Origin of the sequence: Frondihabitans sp. 4ASC-45, from assembly GCF_049472575.1 — a bacterium.
Taxonomy (GTDB): Bacteria; Actinomycetota; Actinomycetes; order Actinomycetales; family Microbacteriaceae; genus Frondihabitans.
In genome coordinates this window covers 150,171-168,474 of the sequence record NZ_JBCEBN010000003.1, presented here as the reverse complement: position 1 = coordinate 168,474, position 18,304 = coordinate 150,171, and the positions used below count along the sequence as shown (strand labels likewise).

Annotated in this window: 9 protein-coding genes, 1 tRNA gene and 1 pseudogene; 7 read left to right on the top strand and 4 right to left on the bottom strand. The window is 68.0% G+C overall.

The features are described 5' to 3' along the window. Positions 1-6: 6 nt before the first annotated feature. Together VH571_RS06940 and VH571_RS06935 are read left to right on the top strand one after the other, a co-directional pair. Positions 7-3,165: a PD-(D/E)XK nuclease family protein gene (locus VH571_RS06940; protein ID WP_423263885.1), complete on the top strand. Its 3,159-nt coding sequence runs from the start codon at positions 7-9 to the stop codon at positions 3,163-3,165. Next, complete coding sequence (locus VH571_RS06935; protein WP_423263884.1) at positions 3,162-6,419, top strand: UvrD-helicase domain-containing protein; 3,258 nt, start codon at positions 3,162-3,164, stop codon at positions 6,417-6,419. The genes VH571_RS06940 and VH571_RS06935 overlap by 4 nt, the downstream gene beginning before the upstream one ends. 78 nt (positions 6,420-6,497) lie before the next feature. On the opposite strand, the gene VH571_RS06930 is transcribed toward VH571_RS06935, so the two are convergent. After that, complete coding sequence (locus tag VH571_RS06930; protein WP_055963003.1) at positions 6,498-7,508, bottom strand: phosphotransferase; 1,011 nt, start codon at positions 7,506-7,508, stop codon at positions 6,498-6,500. Between the two features lie 73 nt (positions 7,509-7,581). Here VH571_RS06930 and nudC point away from each other — a divergent pair, with 73 nt between their 5' ends. After that, positions 7,582-8,532 carry an NAD(+) diphosphatase gene (nudC, locus tag VH571_RS06925; protein ID WP_055962999.1) on the top strand — a complete coding sequence of 317 codons (951 nt, stop codon included), beginning with the start codon at positions 7,582-7,584 and terminating at the stop codon, positions 8,530-8,532. 14 nt (positions 8,533-8,546) lie between these two features. Further along, entirely contained in the window at positions 8,547-10,259 is a 1,713-nt protein-coding gene (locus tag VH571_RS06920; protein ID WP_055962997.1) for an ATP-dependent helicase, read from the top strand. On the opposite strand, the pseudogene VH571_RS06915 reads toward VH571_RS06920, so the two are convergent. Both VH571_RS06915 and VH571_RS06910 read right to left on the bottom strand, forming a co-directional pair. After that, positions 10,237-10,686, bottom strand: a pseudogene (locus VH571_RS06915) (hypothetical protein); the annotation flags it as partial. The gene VH571_RS06920 and the pseudogene VH571_RS06915 sit on opposite strands and share 23 nt — an antisense overlap. A gap of 393 nt (positions 10,687-11,079) precedes the next feature. After that, the gene (locus VH571_RS06910; protein WP_055962994.1) at positions 11,080-12,444 is read right to left on the bottom strand and encodes a zinc-dependent metalloprotease; all 1,365 of its coding nucleotides are present in this window, start codon (positions 12,442-12,444) and stop codon (positions 11,080-11,082) included. Positions 12,445-12,569: 125 nt separating this feature from the next. On the opposite strand from VH571_RS06910, the gene VH571_RS06905 reads away from it, so the two are divergent. The 3 genes from VH571_RS06905 (at position 12,570) to VH571_RS06895 (ending at position 17,278) form a co-directional block, all read left to right on the top strand. Further along, positions 12,570-13,697 (top strand): YlbL family protein, encoded by a 1,128-nt coding sequence (locus VH571_RS06905; protein ID WP_423263883.1) that lies wholly within the window; start codon positions 12,570-12,572, stop codon positions 13,695-13,697. 139 nt (positions 13,698-13,836) lie between these two features. Next, positions 13,837-16,824, top strand: a complete 2,988-nt coding sequence (locus VH571_RS06900; RefSeq protein WP_423263882.1) for a UPF0182 family protein — start codon at positions 13,837-13,839, stop codon at positions 16,822-16,824. A gap of 380 nt (positions 16,825-17,204) precedes the next feature. Then, positions 17,205-17,278: transfer RNA gene (locus VH571_RS06895), tRNA-Met, on the top strand. Between the two features lie 105 nt (positions 17,279-17,383). Here the strand turns inward: VH571_RS06895 and VH571_RS06890 are convergent. Next, positions 17,384-18,124 (bottom strand): FadR/GntR family transcriptional regulator, encoded by a 741-nt coding sequence (locus VH571_RS06890; protein WP_423263881.1) that lies wholly within the window; start codon positions 18,122-18,124, stop codon positions 17,384-17,386. Between the last annotated feature and the right edge of the window lie 180 nt (positions 18,125-18,304).

Below are 18,304 nucleotides of genomic sequence, written 5' to 3'. Positions count from 1 at the left end.
GACAGCGTGATCGCACCCCTCGATGCTTCCCAGCGCCTCGTCCTCGAGCTTGCCGACGGCGAGAGTGCCGCCGTGATCGGCGCCCCCGGGTCGGGCAAGACGACGGCGCTGATCGAGTTCGTGCTCGATCGGGTGCATCGCGACGGGTGGGGCCCGGCGGCCGTGCTGGCTCTGTCGCCGACGCGCGGGTCGGCCACCGCGCTCCGAGACACCCTCGCGGGGCGCCTCGACATCCCGTCGCCCGGCCCTCTCGCTCGAACGATCTCGTCGCTCGCCTTCGACATCGTCGGGCACGCGGCGCGGCTGGCGTCGAGCCCCGCGCCCACGCTGCTCACGGGCGGAGAGCAAGACGCCATCATCCGCGACCTTCTCGACGGGCATCTCGACGAGGGCACCGGGCCTGCCTGGCCCGACGAGCTCGGCCCGGTCGTCCGAGGTCTGCGGGGGTTCCGCACCGAGCTCAGAGAGGTGCTGATGCGCGCGACCGAGCACGGCATCGACGCGAACCGGCTTCGCGAGCTGGGTGCGACGAACGGTCGTCCCGAATGGAGCGCCGTCGCCGACTTCGCCGACGAATACCACGCTGTCGTCGACGGCCTCCAGGTGTCGGCCCTCGACGCCGCCGAGCTCGTCGACTACGCGGTCGCAGCCCTCGACCGGGGCGAGTCGTCGCCTCTCGTGGCCGACTTGAAGGTGATCGTCGTCGACGACGCCCAGGAGGCGACCGAGTCGACCCTCGCGCTGCTGCGAGCATTCGCCCGACGGGGAGTGGCCATCGTTGCGTTCGGTGACCCCGATCTCGCCACCAACGCGTTTCGCGGCGGCTCGCCCGACGTTCTCGGCCGCCTCGCCACCCGACTGGGCCTCTCCCGGGTCACGACCATCACGCTCGAATCGGTGCACCGGCACGAGCCCTCGCTGCGCGGGTTCGTCTCGTCGATCACCGAGCGGATCGGCACGGCGGGTGCCGGGCGGCAGCACGCGGCACTCTCGGCGGCGCCCGAGTCGTTGGGCGCCGCTGCACTGCAGCGCATCGAGTCGGACAGCCCGGCGCACGAGATCGCGTCGGTGGCCCGGGCGCTCCGCGAACACCATCTGTTCGGCGGGGTTCCGTGGTCGAAGATGATTGTCGTCGTCCGCAGCGGTGCTCTGGTGCCCGCGGTGGCGAGATCGCTGCACCTGGCCGAGGTGCCCACCCGCACGCCGATCGCCGGTCGGGCGGTGCGCGACGAATTCGGCGCCCGGCACCTGCTTCTCGCCGCCTCGGTCGCCACGGGGCGCGACGCCCTCACGCCGCTCGTCGCGGGCGAATTGCTCGCCGGGCCGCTCGCCGGCTTCGACTCCCTCAGCCTTCGCCGCCTTCGCCTCGCTCTCCGGGCGGAGGAGCTCGCGGGCGGCGGCACCCGATCCGCCGACGAACTGCTGGTCGAGGCGCTCTCCGGGCCGGGCCGCTTCGCCACGATCGACTCCCGCTTCGCTGCACGGGCCGGGCGCTTCGCGACGAGCCTCGACCGCGCCCGCGCCGATGCGTCGAAAGGCCTCAGCATCGAAGAGATCCTCTGGGGGCTCTGGGAGCGAAGCGGCCTCGCCGACGAGTGGAGCGCGCAGTCGCGGGGGCACGGCATCGTCGCCTCCGAGTCAGACCGGCAGCTCGACGGGGTCGTGGCGCTCTTCACCTCGGCCAAGCGATTCGTCGAGCGATCGCCCGAGGCCTCGGCGCTCGCCTTTCTCGACGCGATGATCGACGCGGATGTGCCCGAAGACACGCTGTCGCCGCAGGCGCTCGCCGAGACCGTGCTCGTGACGACCCCGTCCGGGGCCATCGCGGCCGAGGTCGACGTCGTGGTCGTGGCCCGACTGCAAGACGGGGTGTGGCCGAACCTGCGGGTGCGGGGCGGGCTGCTCTCTCCCGACGCTCTGGTCGAGGCGGCGGATGGGGATCCTTCGGTGTCGTCCGTCGGTGAAGTGCCTCCCGACGGAGCTCCTGCCGGGTCGTCTGCCGCAGGCTCCTCCGCCGGGGCTTCCACCGGGGCGTCCGTCGTCGACCGCCGGGCCGGCGTGCTCTCCGACGAGCTCCGGATGTTCGCGCTCGCCGTCTCGCGGGCCCGTCAGCAGGTCATCCTGTCGTGCACGGCTAACGACGACGAGTCGCCGTCGATGTTTCTCCGCCTGCTGCCGCCCACCACCCCGCTCGTCGACGTGCGGCCGCCCCTGTCGCTGCGGGGCCTCGTGGGCCACCTCCGACACGCGCAGCTCGCCTCCCGCAGCGCCGTCGACTCGGCCGATGCCGCGATCGGCCTGGCGCGCCTCGCAGCGGCCGACGTCGCGGGCGCCGCCCCCGGCGAGTGGTACGGCCTTCACGAGCCCTCCACCCTCGACGAGCTCGTCGACCTCGACGATCCCGAGGCCCGAGTGCGAGTCTCGCCGTCGGCCATGGGCAGTTTCGAGGAGTGCCCGCTGCACTGGTTCGTCGACCGGTTCGGCGGCTCGTCGTCGAGCACAGCCATGGGGCTCGGCACGGTGATCCACGACGTGATGGAGAACGCCGTCGAGATCGACGCCGACTCGCTCTGGAGGAGCGTCGAGGCGCGCTGGGGCGAGCTCGAATTCGAGTCGGAGTGGATCGGAGCCGCGGAGAAGAAACGCGCCCGCGCCATGACCGAGAGCCTCTCGGCCTACCTGACCGACTTCGTCGCGAGCAACTCCACGCTGCTCGGCGCCGAGTCGGCTTTCGAGCTCGACGCGGCGCCCGCCCTCCTCCGCGGGATGATCGACCGGGTCGAGCAGCAGGCCGACGGAAGCGTCGTCATCGTCGACCTCAAGACCGGCAAGTACGCCCCCTCGGCTCCCGAGGCGGAGAAGAACCCGCAGCTCGGCAGCTACCAGCTGGCGCTCGCCGAGGGCGCGCTCGAGGCAGCGTCGGCCGATTCGCCCCGGGGCGGTGCGAAACTCCTGTTCGTCGCGGTGTCGACCGCCAAGAAGCCCTACATCGAGCGATCGCAGACGGCATTCGACGGGGAGGCCCTTACGGCCTTCCGAGAGCGCGTGCAAGACGACGCCCGCGGCATGGCGAAGCGCGTGTTCGAGGCGCGGATCGACGAGCACTGCCTTCAACGGCACGGTGGCTCGTGCCGAATTCACGTGGTCGGAGAGGTCACCCAGTGAGCGATTCTTTCGACGAGGGTGTCGCCGTGTCTACGCTCTCAGTTCAGTACTCCGCCATCGACATCGCCGAGGCCCTCGAGCTGCCTCCGCCCACGATCGAGCAGCGCGCCGTCATCGAGGCGCCGCTCGAGCCGGCCCTGGTCGTCGCGGGCGCCGGCAGCGGAAAGACCGAGACGATGGCGAGTCGAGTCGTCTGGCTGCTCGCCAATGGATTCGTCACAGTGCCCGAGGTGTTGGGGCTCACCTTCACACGCAAGGCGGCCGGCGAGCTCGGCGAAAGGATCGGCCGGCGGATCGACCTCCTCGTCGAGCGCGGACTCCTCGACACGCAGCGCGACCCGTTCGAGACGCCGACCGTGTCGACCTACAACGCGTTTGCCAACGCGATCTTCCGCGATCACGCGTTGATCGTGGGCCGTGAGAGCGAGTCGCAACTGCTCGGCGAGGCATCGGCCTGGCAGCTCGCCCGCTCCCTCGTCGTCAGGAGCACCGACGAGCGTCTCGCCACCCTCGGCAAGTCGGTCGACCAGATCACCGAGGCCGTCCTGTCGCTGAGCCACGCCCTCGGCGAGAACGTCGCCGACCCCGCCGCAGTGTCGGCCATGGCCGACCGTTTCCTCGACGTCGCCTCCCTGCCGTTCAGCGGTAGAGCGCCTCGTCCCCACGTGCGACGGGCAGCGGCAGCACTCGAGACGCTTCCCCCGCTCGTCGACCTCGCGACCGCGTTCGCCGACGAGAAGGCGCGTCGGGGCTTCGTCGAGTTCTCGGACCAGGTCGCCCTCGCCCTCGAGGTCTGCGAGACATCCGTCAGCGTGGTGGGGGAGTACCGCGACCGGTTCAAAATAGTGCTGCTCGACGAGTACCAAGACACCAGCGTCGTTCAGACCCGGCTGCTCTCGCGCCTCTTCGGCGGCACGGCGGTCATGGCTGTCGGTGATCCGCACCAGTCGATCTACGGCTTCCGGGGCGCGAGCGCAGCGAACCTCGGGCGCTTCCCGGTCGACTTCGACGCGCGACCCGATGCCTCGTACACGCTCTCGACGAGCTGGCGAAACCCGGTCAGGGTCCTCGACTCGGCCAACGTGGTCGTCGACGAGTTGTCCCGCAGGTCTGACGTCGCGGTCGGCACGCTCGCGGCCCGCCCGAACGCGCCGCTCGGCGAGGTCAGCGCGGCCTTCGCCGAGACCCTGCCCGAAGAGGCAGCCGCGGTGGCCGAGTGGTTCGAACGGGAGCTGCGGATCCTGAATCCCGACGGTACGAAGCGCACCGCCGCCGTGCTCTTCCGCTCCAAGAAGAACGTGCAGGCCTTCGCTGCGGCCCTGCGTGCGCGCGGGGTGCCGTTCCACATCCTGGGGGTGGGCGGCCTGCTGTCGAGGCCCGAAATCGTCGACCTGGTCAGCTGCCTGCGCGTGTTGCACGATCCGGCAGCCGGGTCGGAGCTGATTCGGCTGATGGCCGGGGCCCGATGGCGCATCGGCATCCACGACATCGCGATGCTTCGCGAGGTCTCGTCATGGCTGTTCCAACACGACCACGCTCAGCAGAAGCTCCCCGACGAGGTGCGCGCCCGACTGCGGGCTTCCGTCGCCGCGGGCGAAGACGGGTCGATCGTCGACGCCCTCGACTTCGTGGGCACGGCTCCCGAATCGCACGGGCAGCTGCGGCGATTCAGCCCGGAGGGCCTCTCGAGGCTGCGGGCGCTCGCCCGACAGCTGGCCTTCCTACGCAACCGGGTCGGGCTCGATCTCGTCGACCTCGTGGCCCTGGTGCAGCAGGAGATGCTCCTCGACATCGAGGTGGCGGCGGTCAGCGGCTCCGTTCACGGCCGGGCGTACCTGCAGGCGTTCGACGATGAGGTCGCGGGCTATGCGGCCACCGACGAGTCGGCCAGCCTCGCCGGGTTCCTCTCCTGGATCAGCGCGGCCGAGCGCCGTGACGACATGGGGCCGCGCTCCGACGCCAGCGAGGCCGGCGTCGTTCAATTGCTCACCGTGCACGGGTCGAAGGGCCTCGAATGGCAGCTCGTCGCCGTGCCCCGGCTCGTCGAGGGCGAGCTGCCCGGCACAGCTCGCGAAGGCAACGGCTGGGTCGCGTTCGGCGAACTGCCCTACGAGTTCCGCGGCGACGCGATGGAGCTCCCGGTGCTCGCCTGGCGCGGAGCCGAAGACCAGAACGAGTTCCACGAAGCCGTCGAGGTGTTCCGTGACGAGCTCAAGCAGCGACACCTCGCCGAAGAGCGTCGACTGGCCTACGTGGCCCTCACCCGTGCGCAAGACGCCCTGCTGCTGACCGGGTCGTTCTGGGCCACGCAGAAGCGACCGCGAACGGCCAGCGTCTATCTGCGCGAGCTCGCCGAGGCGGAGATCATCGACGCGGGCCTCTTACCCGACGCGTCGGCGTTCGAGGAGAACCCCCTGGCGGCGGAGTACCGCACCCCCGAGTGGCCGTTCGACCCGCTCGGTGCCCGGCGACCCGCGGTCGAGAACGCCGCAGCTTTTGTGAAGACCGCCATCGAGCGACACGACGACGACGCGGGCCGCTGGAACGCCGACATCGAGCTCCTGCTCCGCGAACGGCAGGCGGCTCGAGAGAACGCGGTTGTGACGGCTCTTCCGCAGCGCATCCCCGCGTCGCGATTCAAAGACTACGTCGACGACCCGGCGGCAGTGGTCGCTGCGCTTCGGCGGCCGTTGCCCGAGAGGCCCTATCGAGCCACGCGTCTCGGCACCCTCTTCCACGACTGGGTCGAAGCGCGATACCGACCCACCGGCCGACTCGAGACCCTCGACTCCGGCGGGCTCGATCTCGACCTCGACGAGGGCGAGCGCGGTGTGCTCGCCGCGGGAGTACCGATCGATGTCGACGACGCCCGTCGGCTGGCAGAGCTGCAGGCGACCTTCGAGGCGTCGGAGTGGGCTGAACTCGAACCCGTCGACGTCGAGCTCGAGATCCACCTGCCCCTCGGCTCTCGCACCGTCATCTGCAAGATCGACGCCGTGTTCGAACGCGACGGCCGCTTTCAGGTCGTCGACTGGAAGACCGGCAAGGCGCCGCGCGACGCCGACGAGCTCCAACTCAAGCAGCTCCAGCTCGCGCTCTACCGGGATGCCTACGCCTCATTCCGGGACATCGACCCGGGTCAGATCGACGCGGTGTTCTACTTCGTGGCCGACGACGAAAAGCTCGAGCCGAGCCACGTCAGCGACCGCGATGAGCTCGAGAAGCTGTGGGGTGGCGTCGAAGCGAGGCTCTGACCGAGCCACGGGCCTCCCTGCCGGCGGGCCCGCCGAACCGGGCGCAACCGGCGGAAACCGGTCAGGACGGGCACCGCGTCAGGCGGACTCGCTCCGGTGTCGCTCCGTCGCCGCCAGCAGGTTCTCGACGCCGGCGACGTCCAATGCCTCGGTCGACCCCGACACCAGCGGACGCTCGTCGGACTGCTGCACCGAGTCGACCAGCCGAGACATCATCGCGACGGCGTCGTCGACGACCTCGGTGTTCTTCGTGTGGCTGCCGTGCAGCAGATACCGCGCGAGATCGAGCTCGTGGTACAGCGTCGCGCGGTTGCGGAGCTGGCGCTCGCTGGTGCCGCGGGCCGCAGCGTACGCATCGAAGACCGCATCGACGCTGTCGTCGTTGGGGGCTCCGAGCACCCAGGCGAGGTCACGCGCAGGATCCGCGATCTGCAGCTCGTGCCACCCCAGAATTCCGCTGATCCGGTCGCCCGACACCAGCACCGACGAGGCCTCGAGCGATCCATTGATCACCGTCGGCTGGAACTGCCAGAGCTGAGAGTCTTGAATCGCCGACTCCCAGCGCTCCACGAGAGCGGCGGGGAGGAGCCCCGTCGCCGCGGCGCGGTCGACCACGCTGGCGGACGACCGCATGGCCTCGAAGGGCGTGTGACTGGTGAGCCCCGAGTCGGTGACGAAGCTGGTGGGGAGCGAGTGGATGGCCGCGATGGCGGCTCCGACCGACGACGGGAGGCCGGATCCTGCGATCATCTCGGAGACGTCGAGGGGCTCGCCCTCGAGGTAGTCGTAGAGAATCGCTCGCGTCTCGGCGATGGGTGCCTGGCCGCGATACGACGGCACTCCGAACGAGAGCCGGCTGCGGACTCCCTGGCTGAGCGCGCGGATGGCCACGAGATCGGCGGATTGCTGAGCTTCGGCGCGAGTCGTTCTCGGAACCCGGATGATCCACTCCTCGCCACCCGAGCCGGAGAGTCGAGCGGAGTCGAAATCGCCGGCGCCGATGGAGCCGTGCGGGCCGGCTCGGCGGACGTCGAGGTCAGCGACGGCAGCCGTCGCCAACGCGGCTAGAGTGAAGTGGGATCTGGCCATGCCGTAAGGGTAGGCCGACAGCCACGGCCTGCCTCGTGCGCCACGCTGGTTCCTCGAGTCGATTGGTGGTCGGATGCCTGAACGTTCCTCTGGAAGCCAGGAGTCGTTCGCGGCGAAGCTCCCGCTCTCTCGGCACCAGATCGATCGTGACTACCTCACCCGGGAGCGCGAGGGCCTTTTTCCTGAACTGCTCGCCGATTCGGCGACACGCGTGGTGCCGGTGTGGCACGGGCGCGCGCTCTTCGCCGGGAGCTCGTCGATCTCCCTGTTGTCACCCGATGCGATTCCGACGCAGTCCACTCTCGTCTACCTGGGGCGCTCTCTCGACCCCGATGCCCCAGAACCCGTCGGCACTCCGATCGTCGCGGCGATTCTCGACGACGACCAGGCGGCGACCCTCGCGTCCGAGGAGGAATGGGGCAACCTCCGGATGTTCGCGACCGGGCTGAGCGACCGGGATGCCGGGCTCGCCACCGAAGCGATCGCGATCGCGAACTGGCACGCCTCGCACCGGTTCTCGCCGAGAACGGGGCGGCCCCTCGTGCCGGCGAAGGGCGGTTGGGTGCGGATCGACCCCGATGACGGCCACGAGATCTTCCCGCGCACCGATCCCGCGATCATCGTCGGTGTTACCGACGAAGACGATCGACTGCTGCTCGGCTCCAATGCCCTGTGGGAGAAGAACCGGTTCTCGCTTCTCGCCGGGTTCGTCGAGCCCGGTGAGTCGCTCGAACACGCCGTCCAGCGCGAGATCTTCGAGGAGTCGGGTGTGCGCGTCGTCGACCCCGTCTATCTCGGTTCGCAGCCCTGGCCCTTTCCTGCCTCTTTGATGGTGGGCTTCCGCGCGACCGTCGATCCGGCCGACCCCGGCACCCTCGAGCCCGACGGCGCGGAGATCATCGACCTCCGCTGGTTTACCCGCGACGAACTTGCTGGCGCCGGCGACAGCGTGATTCTGCCCGGCCGCTCCTCGATCGCGCGCGCGATCATCGAGGACTGGTTCGGCGCCGAGCTCGACGACTGATCGGCGAACGACCGATGGAGGCCGCCGACCTGATCGCAGGTCTCGACGAGCAGCAGCGCGTCGCCGCAGAGACACTTCTGGGGCCCGTCTGCCTACTCGCCGGGGCCGGCACGGGAAAGACCCGGGCCATTACGCATCGCATCGCCTACGGTGTCGCGACCGGTGTCTACGCGCCGAACCGAGTGATGGCACTCACCTTCACCTCACGGGCCGCGGCCGAGCTTCGAGGGCGTCTTCGAGTGCTGGGCGCCGGGGGAGTGGCGGCCCGCACCTTCCACGCCGCCGCGCTCTCCCAGCTCGCCTACTTCTGGCCGCAGACCATGGGTGGCACGATGCCGCGGTTGCTCGAGAGCAAGGCCAAGCTCGTCGCGCACGCGTCGGAGACCCTCCGGCTTCGGCTCGACACCGCCAGTCTTCGCGACCTCTCGGCCGAGATCGAGTGGCGAAAAGTCTCGCGTTTGACGATGGAGGAGTACTCGCACTCCCTCGCCAGCCGGGCTCTGCCTCAGAACGTCACACCGGAGCAGGCCCTCGACCTTCACCAGGCCTACGAAGACATCAAGGATTCGCGCAGGCAGCTCGACTTCGAGGACGTCCTGTTGGCGACGGCGGGGATGCTGGAACTCGAAGCGCGAGTCGCGCAGCAGGTGCGCGAGCAGTACCGCTTCTTCGTCGTCGACGAGTATCAGGACGTCTCGCCCCTGCAGCAGGATCTGCTCGACCTCTGGCTCGGCGATCGCAACGACGTGTGTGTCGTGGGTGACGCCAGCCAGACGATCTACTCGTTCGCCGGAGCGTCGTCGGAGTACCTGCTCGGTTTCGGCTCTCGCTACGACAACGCGACCGTGCTTCGACTCGAACAGAACTACCGCTCGGCCAGGCCGATCGTCGAGACCGCCAATGAGTTGATGCGGGGTCGGCCCGGTGCCCTCCACCTGCATCCCGCCCAGTCGGCCCCCGGCCCCCTGCCGCGCATCACCGACCACTCGTCGGATTCGTCGGAGGCCCGTGCCGTCGCCGAATCGATCGCCGCCGAGATCCGTGGGGGAACGCCACCCGAGTCGATCGCCGTGCTCTTTCGCGTCAACGTGCAGACCGCTGCTCTCGAGCGCGCACTCGAAGACGCGGGCGTGAGCACCCGCCTGCACGGGTCGACCCGGTTCTTCGATCTGCGCGAGGTCAAGCAGGCGCTCATGATGCTGAAGGGCGCCGCGGTGAGCATCGTCGACGAGCCCCTCTTCAAAACCGTCAGCGACGTGCTTCGCTCGCTGGGCTGGGCGCAAGAACCCCCCGAGCAACGGGGCGCCGTCCGTGACCGCTGGGAGTCGCTCAACACCCTCATGGGTCTGGCGGAGTCGGCGGTGCCGGGCACCACCCTGCGCCAGTTCGTCGACGAACTCTTCGCTCGCCAGGTCGGCCAGCACGAGCCCACGATGTCGGCCGTGACGCTTGCCACCCTGCACTCCGCGAAGGGACTCGAGTGGGAGAGCGTCTACATCGTCGGCTTGAGCGAGGGGCTGATGCCGATCAGCTACGCGAAGACGTTCGAGGGCATCGACGAAGAGCGGCGCCTCCTCTACGTCGGCGTCACACGAGCTCGGCAACGGCTGAATCTCTCGTGGAGCCGGACAGGCCAGGGCCGATCGATGCAGGAGCGTCGACCGAGCCGGTTCTTGGAGGAGCTCCGCATCCGCAGTCGGGATGAGGTCGGCTCACCGACGTCGTGACCTCCCCGGTGTCGACGTCGAGCATCTCGAGCACCGCGTCGGGAAGGCGATCGGCGCTGCCCGTCAGCCGGTTCAGCGCTCGCCGACTCGCCCGAACGGCGATCTCGCCGACGAGGAGTGGCGAGTGCTCACGAGGCGGGCGCCCCCAGAGCTGACCGGCGATGGCACCCCAAGCGGAGTCGACGTCGGCCCGGTGCAAATCGAGACACCGGCAGCAGGCAGTCACCCCGGGCACGACTACCGGGCCGATCCGCGCGAACGAGTCTCCGGTGACGACGCAGAGGTGCGGAACGTCTCGCCGGAGCCACCCTGCCGTCACGACCGGGTCGTGAACGTGCGACGACACCGCGATGGCGAGGGCGGGTGTCTCGCCGGCGTCGTCGTGGGGGAGATCGCGGTAGACCCGCACCCCCTCGGCGGTGAGCATCGCGGCGATCGAGGCGGAGAGACCGGAGGATCCCGGCACCTCGACGATCGGCCCCTCGCCGGGGCCGGGTGACACCAGTGCGGGCCGGAGCCGCTCGACCAGCTCTGCGACCTCGTGATCGGGGCAGCCGACCCGCTGAGCGATCGGCGGTGTGCCGGAGCGGCCGTGGCCGGCGGCGATGGCGGCGATGATGCGCTCTTGCTTGGTCGTCACGCCGTCGAGTACGGCTCGGGGACGGTCGACGCCGATCTGCAGAGTCTGCGGATCGCGCCACACGAGAGGAAGACGGGGATCGAGTCGGATGTCCATGCCCACAAGCATCGACAATCCGCGCAGTTCGCGCTGGCGTTGTCCACAGGCCCCGATCCAGAGGCCCAGCGGGGCCGAGTCGAGCTAGCTCCGCGGATCCTCGGCGGTTCCGTCTTCGGCCTCGCGGGGGCGGTCGTCGCTCACGTCGTTGAGGAGGTCTTCGATGGCGCGGTCGACGTCGTCCGGCTCGGGCTGGCCGCCCGTCAGTCGCGCGATCAGGGCCTGGGGGTCGTCGATGTCGTCGCTGGTGGGGACGATATCGGGGTGGGCCCAGAGCGAGTCGCGAACCTCGCCACCGGCGGCGTCGCTGACGGCCTGCCACATGGCGGCCGCCTCGCGAAGTCGGCGCGGACGGAGTTCGAGCCCGACCAGAGTCGCGAATGCCGACTCGGCGGGGCCTCCGGCGGCGCGCCTCCGGCGAACGGTCTCGGCGATCGACGACGACTTCGGCAGACGTTCGGTGGCCTTGGCCGTGACCACGTCGACCCACCCCTCGATCAGGGCGAGGGTCGTCTCGAGGCGAGCCAGCGCGGCGAGCTGCTCTTCTGTCTTCGGCGGGATGAGGGCACCGCTCGCCATGGCCTCGCGCAGCTCTTCAGGATTCGACGGGTCGAAGTCGGCGGCGAGCTCTTCGAGCCGACCGGTGTCGATCGAGATGCCCTGCGAGAACTCCCGGATGGACGAGATGAGGTGCAGGCGCAGCCACCGGGCGTGGCGGAACAGGCGAGCGTGCGCGAGTTCACGGACAGCCAGATACAGCTGGACCTGATCGATTGGAATATCGAGACCTTCACCGAACGCGGCCACGTTCTGCGGAACGAGAGCGGCCTGCTGGTCGTCGAGGAGGGGGATTCCGACATCGCCGCCGGAAACGACCTCGGTCGAGAGCTGACCCACGACCTGGCCGAGCTGCATCGCGAACAGAGCGCCGCCCACGTTTCGCATCACCTGGCTGGCGCCCGCGAGCATCTCGCGCATTTCTTCGGGCGCCTGGTCGCGGAGCACGCTGGTGAGCGAGTCGGCGATGGAGTCGGCCACCGGCTCGGCGAGCTGGCTCCACACCGGCATCGTCGCCGAGGCCCATTCGGCCCTGGTCATCAGGCGGGGCTCGACAGTGAGCTCGGCCACGTGCGCGACCTCGTCGAGCCAGAGGGCCGCGACGTGGAACGCCTGCTCTAGGGCGCTCACCTGGCCGGGAGACGTCTCAATCGCCGATTGCGTGGCGATGCTGGCGGACTGCTCGGTGGCGAGCGTCCAGTCGATCCCGTCGCCCGAGCGGCTGACGGCCGACTGGAGCTGACTCATGAGCCGTGCCATGAAAGCGGGATCATTGGGCAGGCCAGCTGCCCCGACGAGCTTCGACGGGTCGATCTCGGAATCACCCGAGAGGAACTGCCGGAGCATGTCGCGGAACTCGTCTTCGGGGCCCGGCTGCGAATCTTCAGACATGGCAACTACGCTATCTCCTGGCCACACGAACAGTCTGGGATTCGCCCGCTTCTCGCAAGGTCCGCCTCTGCGCCCAGGGCGAACAGCCCGCAGCTGTTCGTCGCTCCCCGAAAGGCAGTACCGAGTTGGCTCGATTCGTCACCCCCGCCTCCCGCCCGAATGCCCCGGCTCGACGAGGGTGGCTCGGCCCAGTGGTGCTGGCTATCGCCCTCCTCATCGGCATCGTCCTCTCCGTCCTCCCGGCGCCGTACCTCATCGAGCAGCCGGGCCCGGTCTTCGACACCCTCGGCACGAACGAGTTCGACGGTAAGCAGACGCCCCTCATCACGATCGAGGGCCACGAGACGTACCCGACCGCGGGTTCGCTCGACCTTCTCACCGTGAGCGTTCTGGGCAACCAGGCGCAGCGACCGAACTGGGCAGAGATCGTCAGCGCCTGGTTCGACCCCAGCAAGGCGGTCATCCCGGTCGAGGCCATCTACCCGACGGGCGTCTCGAACAAGCAGGTCGATCAGCAGAACACGATCGACATGGAACAGAGCCAGAAGTCCGCCATCACGGCCGCCCTGGCACACGAAGGGTTCGACGTCACGACGAAGATCGCCGTGAGCGCGGTCGAGAAGGGAAGCCCGGCCGACGGGGTCTTGAAGAAGGGCGACGTGATCCGGTCGATCAACGGCACTTCACTGTCGAAGAACAGCGACGTCGATTCCCTCCGAGCGCTGGTGGCCGAGAACGGAACGAAACCCGCGAAGATCACGTACACCCGAGGATCCTCGAGTGGCTCGTCTGGCACGACCCTCCGCACTGCCACCGTGACCCCCGTGGAGCAAAGCGGCACGTACCTCCTCGGCATCGGCGCCAGCGTGGCCTACACGTTCCCCTTCACGGTCTCGCTGAAACTCGCCGACGTCGGAGGGCCGAGCGCGGGTCAAATGTTCGCGCTCGGAATCATCGACAAACTCACTCCGGGCGAGCTCAATGGCGGCAAGAAGGTGGCCGGCACGGGCACCATCACGGCGGGCGGCACGATCGGTGCCATCGGCGGGATCCGGCAGAAGATGTACGGGGCGCGCGACTCGGGCGCCACGGTGTTCCTCGCCCCCAAGAGCAACTGCTCCGAGGTGACAGGGCACATTCCGTCGGGTCTCGACGTCTACGCGGTGTCCGATCTCGATGATTCGGTCACAGTGCTGGAGACGATCGCCGACAAGGGCGACACGGCCGCGCTGCCGACCTGCCCCGCGTCCTGACCGGCGCGACTCGGCCTGCCATGAGGTCGGTCGGCACCCGATGCACGGGTTCTCCACAGGCTGTTCGCCACTCGGCGTAGCTCGGAGGTTGGGCACATAGGATGGCCACTCCACCTCTCCATCAGCCAGGAGCAACCTCTTGACTTCCTCTGCATCAGCGTCGTCGGCCGTCACCGGTCGTCGTTCGCCGCGAGTTCCCGTCCTCGTCACCATCGGCATTCTCGCCGGTCTCGTGATCCTCTTCTTCCTCTTCTCGGGGCTCGCGACCGACTACCTCTGGTATCAGCAGCTCGGGTTCACCCGCGTGATCATGACGCAGTGGATCGCCGGCACCGCGCTCTTCTTCATCGGGTTCCTCGGCATGGCGCTTCCCGTGTACGCGAGCATCGACATCGCGTTCCGCTTCCGTCCCGTCTACGCCAAGCTCAATTCGCAGCTCGACCGCTACCAGCAGGTCATCGAGCCGCTCCGCCGCACAGTGATGTTCGGTATTCCGATCGTGCTCGGGCTCTTCGGGGGCATCGCCGCCTCCACGCACTGGGCCATGGTCTTGCAGTGGTTGAACCGCACCCCGTTCGGCAAGACCGACCCGCAATTCGGTCTCGACGTCGGGTTCTACGTCTTCTCGCTCCCGTTCTACCAAGGGCTCGTGGGCTTCGCGTCGGCGGTCGTGCTCCTCTCCGTCATCGCCGCGCTCGCGACTAGCTACCTCTACGGCGCCCTGCGCTTCTCCGGTCGCGAGGTGCGCATCTCTCGCGTCGCCCGCATTCAGATCGCGGTCACCGCAGCCCTCTACCTCGCGCTTCAGGCAGTCAGCCTCTGGCTCGACCAGTACGCCACCCTGACCGACGGCTCGGGCAAGCGCATCGTCGGCGCCACGTACACCGACGTCTTCGCGGGCATCCCCGGCAAGCAGATCCTGGCCTACGCCGCCGCGGTCGTCGCGATCCTCTTCATCGTCACTGCGGTCATTGGCCGCTGGCGCTTCCCGATCATCGGAACCGTCGCGCTGCTCGTGATCAGCCTCCTCATCGGGGCGATCTACCCGTGGATCATCCAGCGCTTCACCGTCGTCCCGTCCGAGAAGAGCGTGGAGTCGGCGTACATCCAGCGCAACATCGAGGCGACCCGCGATGCCTACGGTGTCTCCGATGTGAAAGAGGAGAAGTACGAGGCGAAGTCGAGTGCGACAGAGGGCGCTCTGGCGAGCGACGCGGTGACCACCGAGAACATCCGAATCATCGACCCCGCGCTCGTCACCGAGACCTTTGCTCAGCTGCAGCAGCTGCGCCAGTACTACTCGTTCGCCGACAAGCTCGACGTCGACCGCTACCGCATCGACGGCAAGGTGCAAGACACCGTCATCGGCGTGCGTGAGCTCGACACGGCCGGCCTCGGCTCGGCCAACAACGACTACAACTCCACGTTCGTGTACACGCACGGCTATGGCGTCGTGGCCGCTTACGGCAACCAGCGCAACGGTTCAGGTGAGCCGGTGTTCCTCGAATCCGACATCCCGGTCAAGGGCAAGCTCGGCGACTCATCCGATTACCAGCCTCGCGTCTACTTCGGAGAGAAGAACCCCGCCTACTCGATCGTGGGGGGCAATCAGAGCAAGAACATCGAGCTCGACTATCCGTCCGGCTCGAACGACGAAAGCGGAAACCCCACCACGAACTACACGGGCGATGGCGGGCCCAAGCTCGATAACGTCTTCAAGAAGCTGATCTACGCGATCAAGTTCCAGTCCGAGCAGATCGTCCTCTCCGATGCGGTCAACAACGACTCGCAGATCCTCTACGACCGCGATCCCGCCACCCGCGTGAAGAAGGTCGCCCCCTATCTCACGCTCGACGGCGATCCGTACCCGGCTGTCGTCGACGGCAAGGTCCTCTGGATCGTCGATGCCTACACGACGAGCGACGACTACCCCTACTCCGATCAGCAGAGCCTGTCGAACACGGTTGCGGCTGATAAGAGTGCCCAGAGCGCTTTCGCCTCTGACAACATCAACTACATCCGCAACTCGGTCAAGGCGACCGTCGACGCTTACTCGGGCAAGGTCACCCTCTTCGCGTGGGACAAAACCGATCCGATTCTGCAAACCTGGCAGAGAGTGTTCCCCTCGACGGTGAAGCCGATGAGTGAGATGAGCAGCACGCTGCTCAGTCACGTGCGCTACCCCGAAGACCTGTTCAAGATGCAGCGTGCGACTCTGGCCACGTACCACGTGACAGACGCTGGGTCGTTCTTCTCGGGCGACGACGCCTGGGCTATTCCGACCGACGCGTCCGATACGACGTCGACCAAATCAGCTGAGCAGCAGCCTTACTACCTGACCATGAAGCTCCCGGGTCAAGACGCGGCGTTCCAGCTGTACACGACGTATCAACCCCAACAGGCGACCGCGGCGAACGCGCGAAATGTGCTGACGGGCTATCTCGCGGCGAATTCCGACGCCGGGTCGACCAAGGGGCAGGTCTCGAGCGACTACGGCAAGTTGACTCTCCTCACCCTGCCTAAAGACGACAGTGTGCCAGGGCCCAACCAGGTGCAGGCAAACTTCAACTCGAATACGGCGGTCGCGAACACTCTCACGCTCTTGCGGCAGGGTGACACCTCCGTCAAACGAGGCAATCTGCTGACCCTCCCCGTCGGTGGAGGTCTCCTCTACGTGCAGCCTGTTTACGTCCAGTCGAACTCCTCCGGTTCGTACCCGATCCTGAGCAAGGTGCTCGCTTCCTTCGGCGGCAAAATCGCGTTCGAAGACACGCTTCAAGAAGCGCTCGACTCGATCTTCGGCGGCAACGCGGGGGCTTCGACGGGTGACAGCGGAGTTCCGACGACGGGTGACGGTACGACCGGCAGCGGTAGCGGCTCGACCGGCAGCGGCTCGACCGGCAGCGGCTCGACCGGTGGAGGGTCCACATCAGGATCCGGCGCGACGTCGGGCAGCACCGGCTCCGGGGCCGGCACCAGTGCAGCCCTCGACTCGGCGCTTGCAGACGCACAGAAGGCCCTCGACGACCGCAAGGCTGCCTACGCCTCGAACGACCTGGTGGCGGCTGCCGAGGCGGACGCCGCGCTCCAGAAGGCCGTTGAGGCGGCCGTGAAGGCGTCGGAGTAGATCCCGGCGACTAAGCGACTAGCTGCCAGCACGAACGCCGTCGTGCACCCGAGTTCGGGTGCACGGCGGCGTTCGTCGTTGAGGCCGCTGCAATTGCGGGGTCGGTGCGGAGCGGCCGGGCGCGGATGCAGAAGTCTTTTCGTGATCTCGGGTGGCCGGATCCTGAAGTCAGGTGAAGGGGCTTGGAATGCGGGAGTGGGGGCGATCAGCGCGCGTCCGTCAGGTGTGCCGGCTGCTTGGCCACCTGAATTCAGGGTCGCGCCGGTCGCGTGCCTGCAGTCAGGAGTGCTTCGCCCGAACACCGGAGGTCACGCGCACGTGACCCGATCCGGCCTCGATTAGACCCGTGCCGGATCCCGTGCTAGAGTCATTTCTTGTGCCGCGGGGTGGAGCAGTTCGGTAGCTCGCTGGGCTCATAACCCAGAGGTCGTAGGTTCAAATCCTGCCCCCGCAACAAAGGAAAGGCCCTTGACCAGCATTTGTTTGGTTGAGGGCCTTTCGCTTTGCCGGGTTCTGCGCCGTGCCAAAGCATGCTCGACATGCTCTTGCACGGCCCAGGTCAGGCGTCAAGGTCGAGGCTGGCGACGCGGTCGCCGGCAGTGCTCATATGCACGCGCATTGCGGCCTCGGCGGCGGCCGGGTCTCGGGCGGCGATCGCCTCGTAGATGCCGATGTGCTCTCGCAGGGCGACTTCACCCTGCTCTCGGTCGCGCAGTCCGCGCTCGACCCAGAGTCGCAGGAGTGAGCGAACGCTCTGCAAGAGGTCGCGCAGCACGACGTTGTCGGCACTTGCGGCGATCTGCAGATGGAAGCGCACGTCCGCCTCCACGAAACGGTCGAGGTCGTCGAGGGTCGCCTTCATCGTCTCGATGTGACTGCCGAGGGCCGCGATCTCGGCGTCCGTGATCCTGCTGGCGGCATAGGTAGCCGCCTGGATCTCCAGCCCACTTCGTACCTCTATGAGCTCGCGGGTACGAGAAGCCGAGAGCATGAGGCCCCAGCTCAGCGTGGTCGGTAGCAGCTCCGACGTGGAGTCGCGCAGGTAGGTGCCGGATCCTGGTCGCACGGTGACGATGCCGAGGATCTCGAGTGCCGCTAGCGATTCGCGAACGGCCGAGCGACCGACGCCCAGCTTTTCGGCAAGTTGCCGCTCGGGCGGCAGGCGTGACCCGGGGGCCAGCTCGCCCGACGTGAGCAGGGAGATGAGTTGCTTGACGACCTCGGCGACGGCTGTTCCTCGCGGGACTGCTTCGAGCTCCAGCCTCAGGGCGCCGGGATCGTCGTCGGGGTAGGCGGGCACGCAGTCAGCCTAGCCGGGCACGATCTCGGCCCCAGTGGGTGAAATTCGGTCTTGTCGGCCAAATTGGTCAACCGGTTGACAGATTTAATCGAAAGAGTCATGCTGGGGGGACGCGCTGGTGATCTCACCGACGCGATCCGACGATGTCGTTGAATGAACAGGAGTCGATGTGGACGCCCC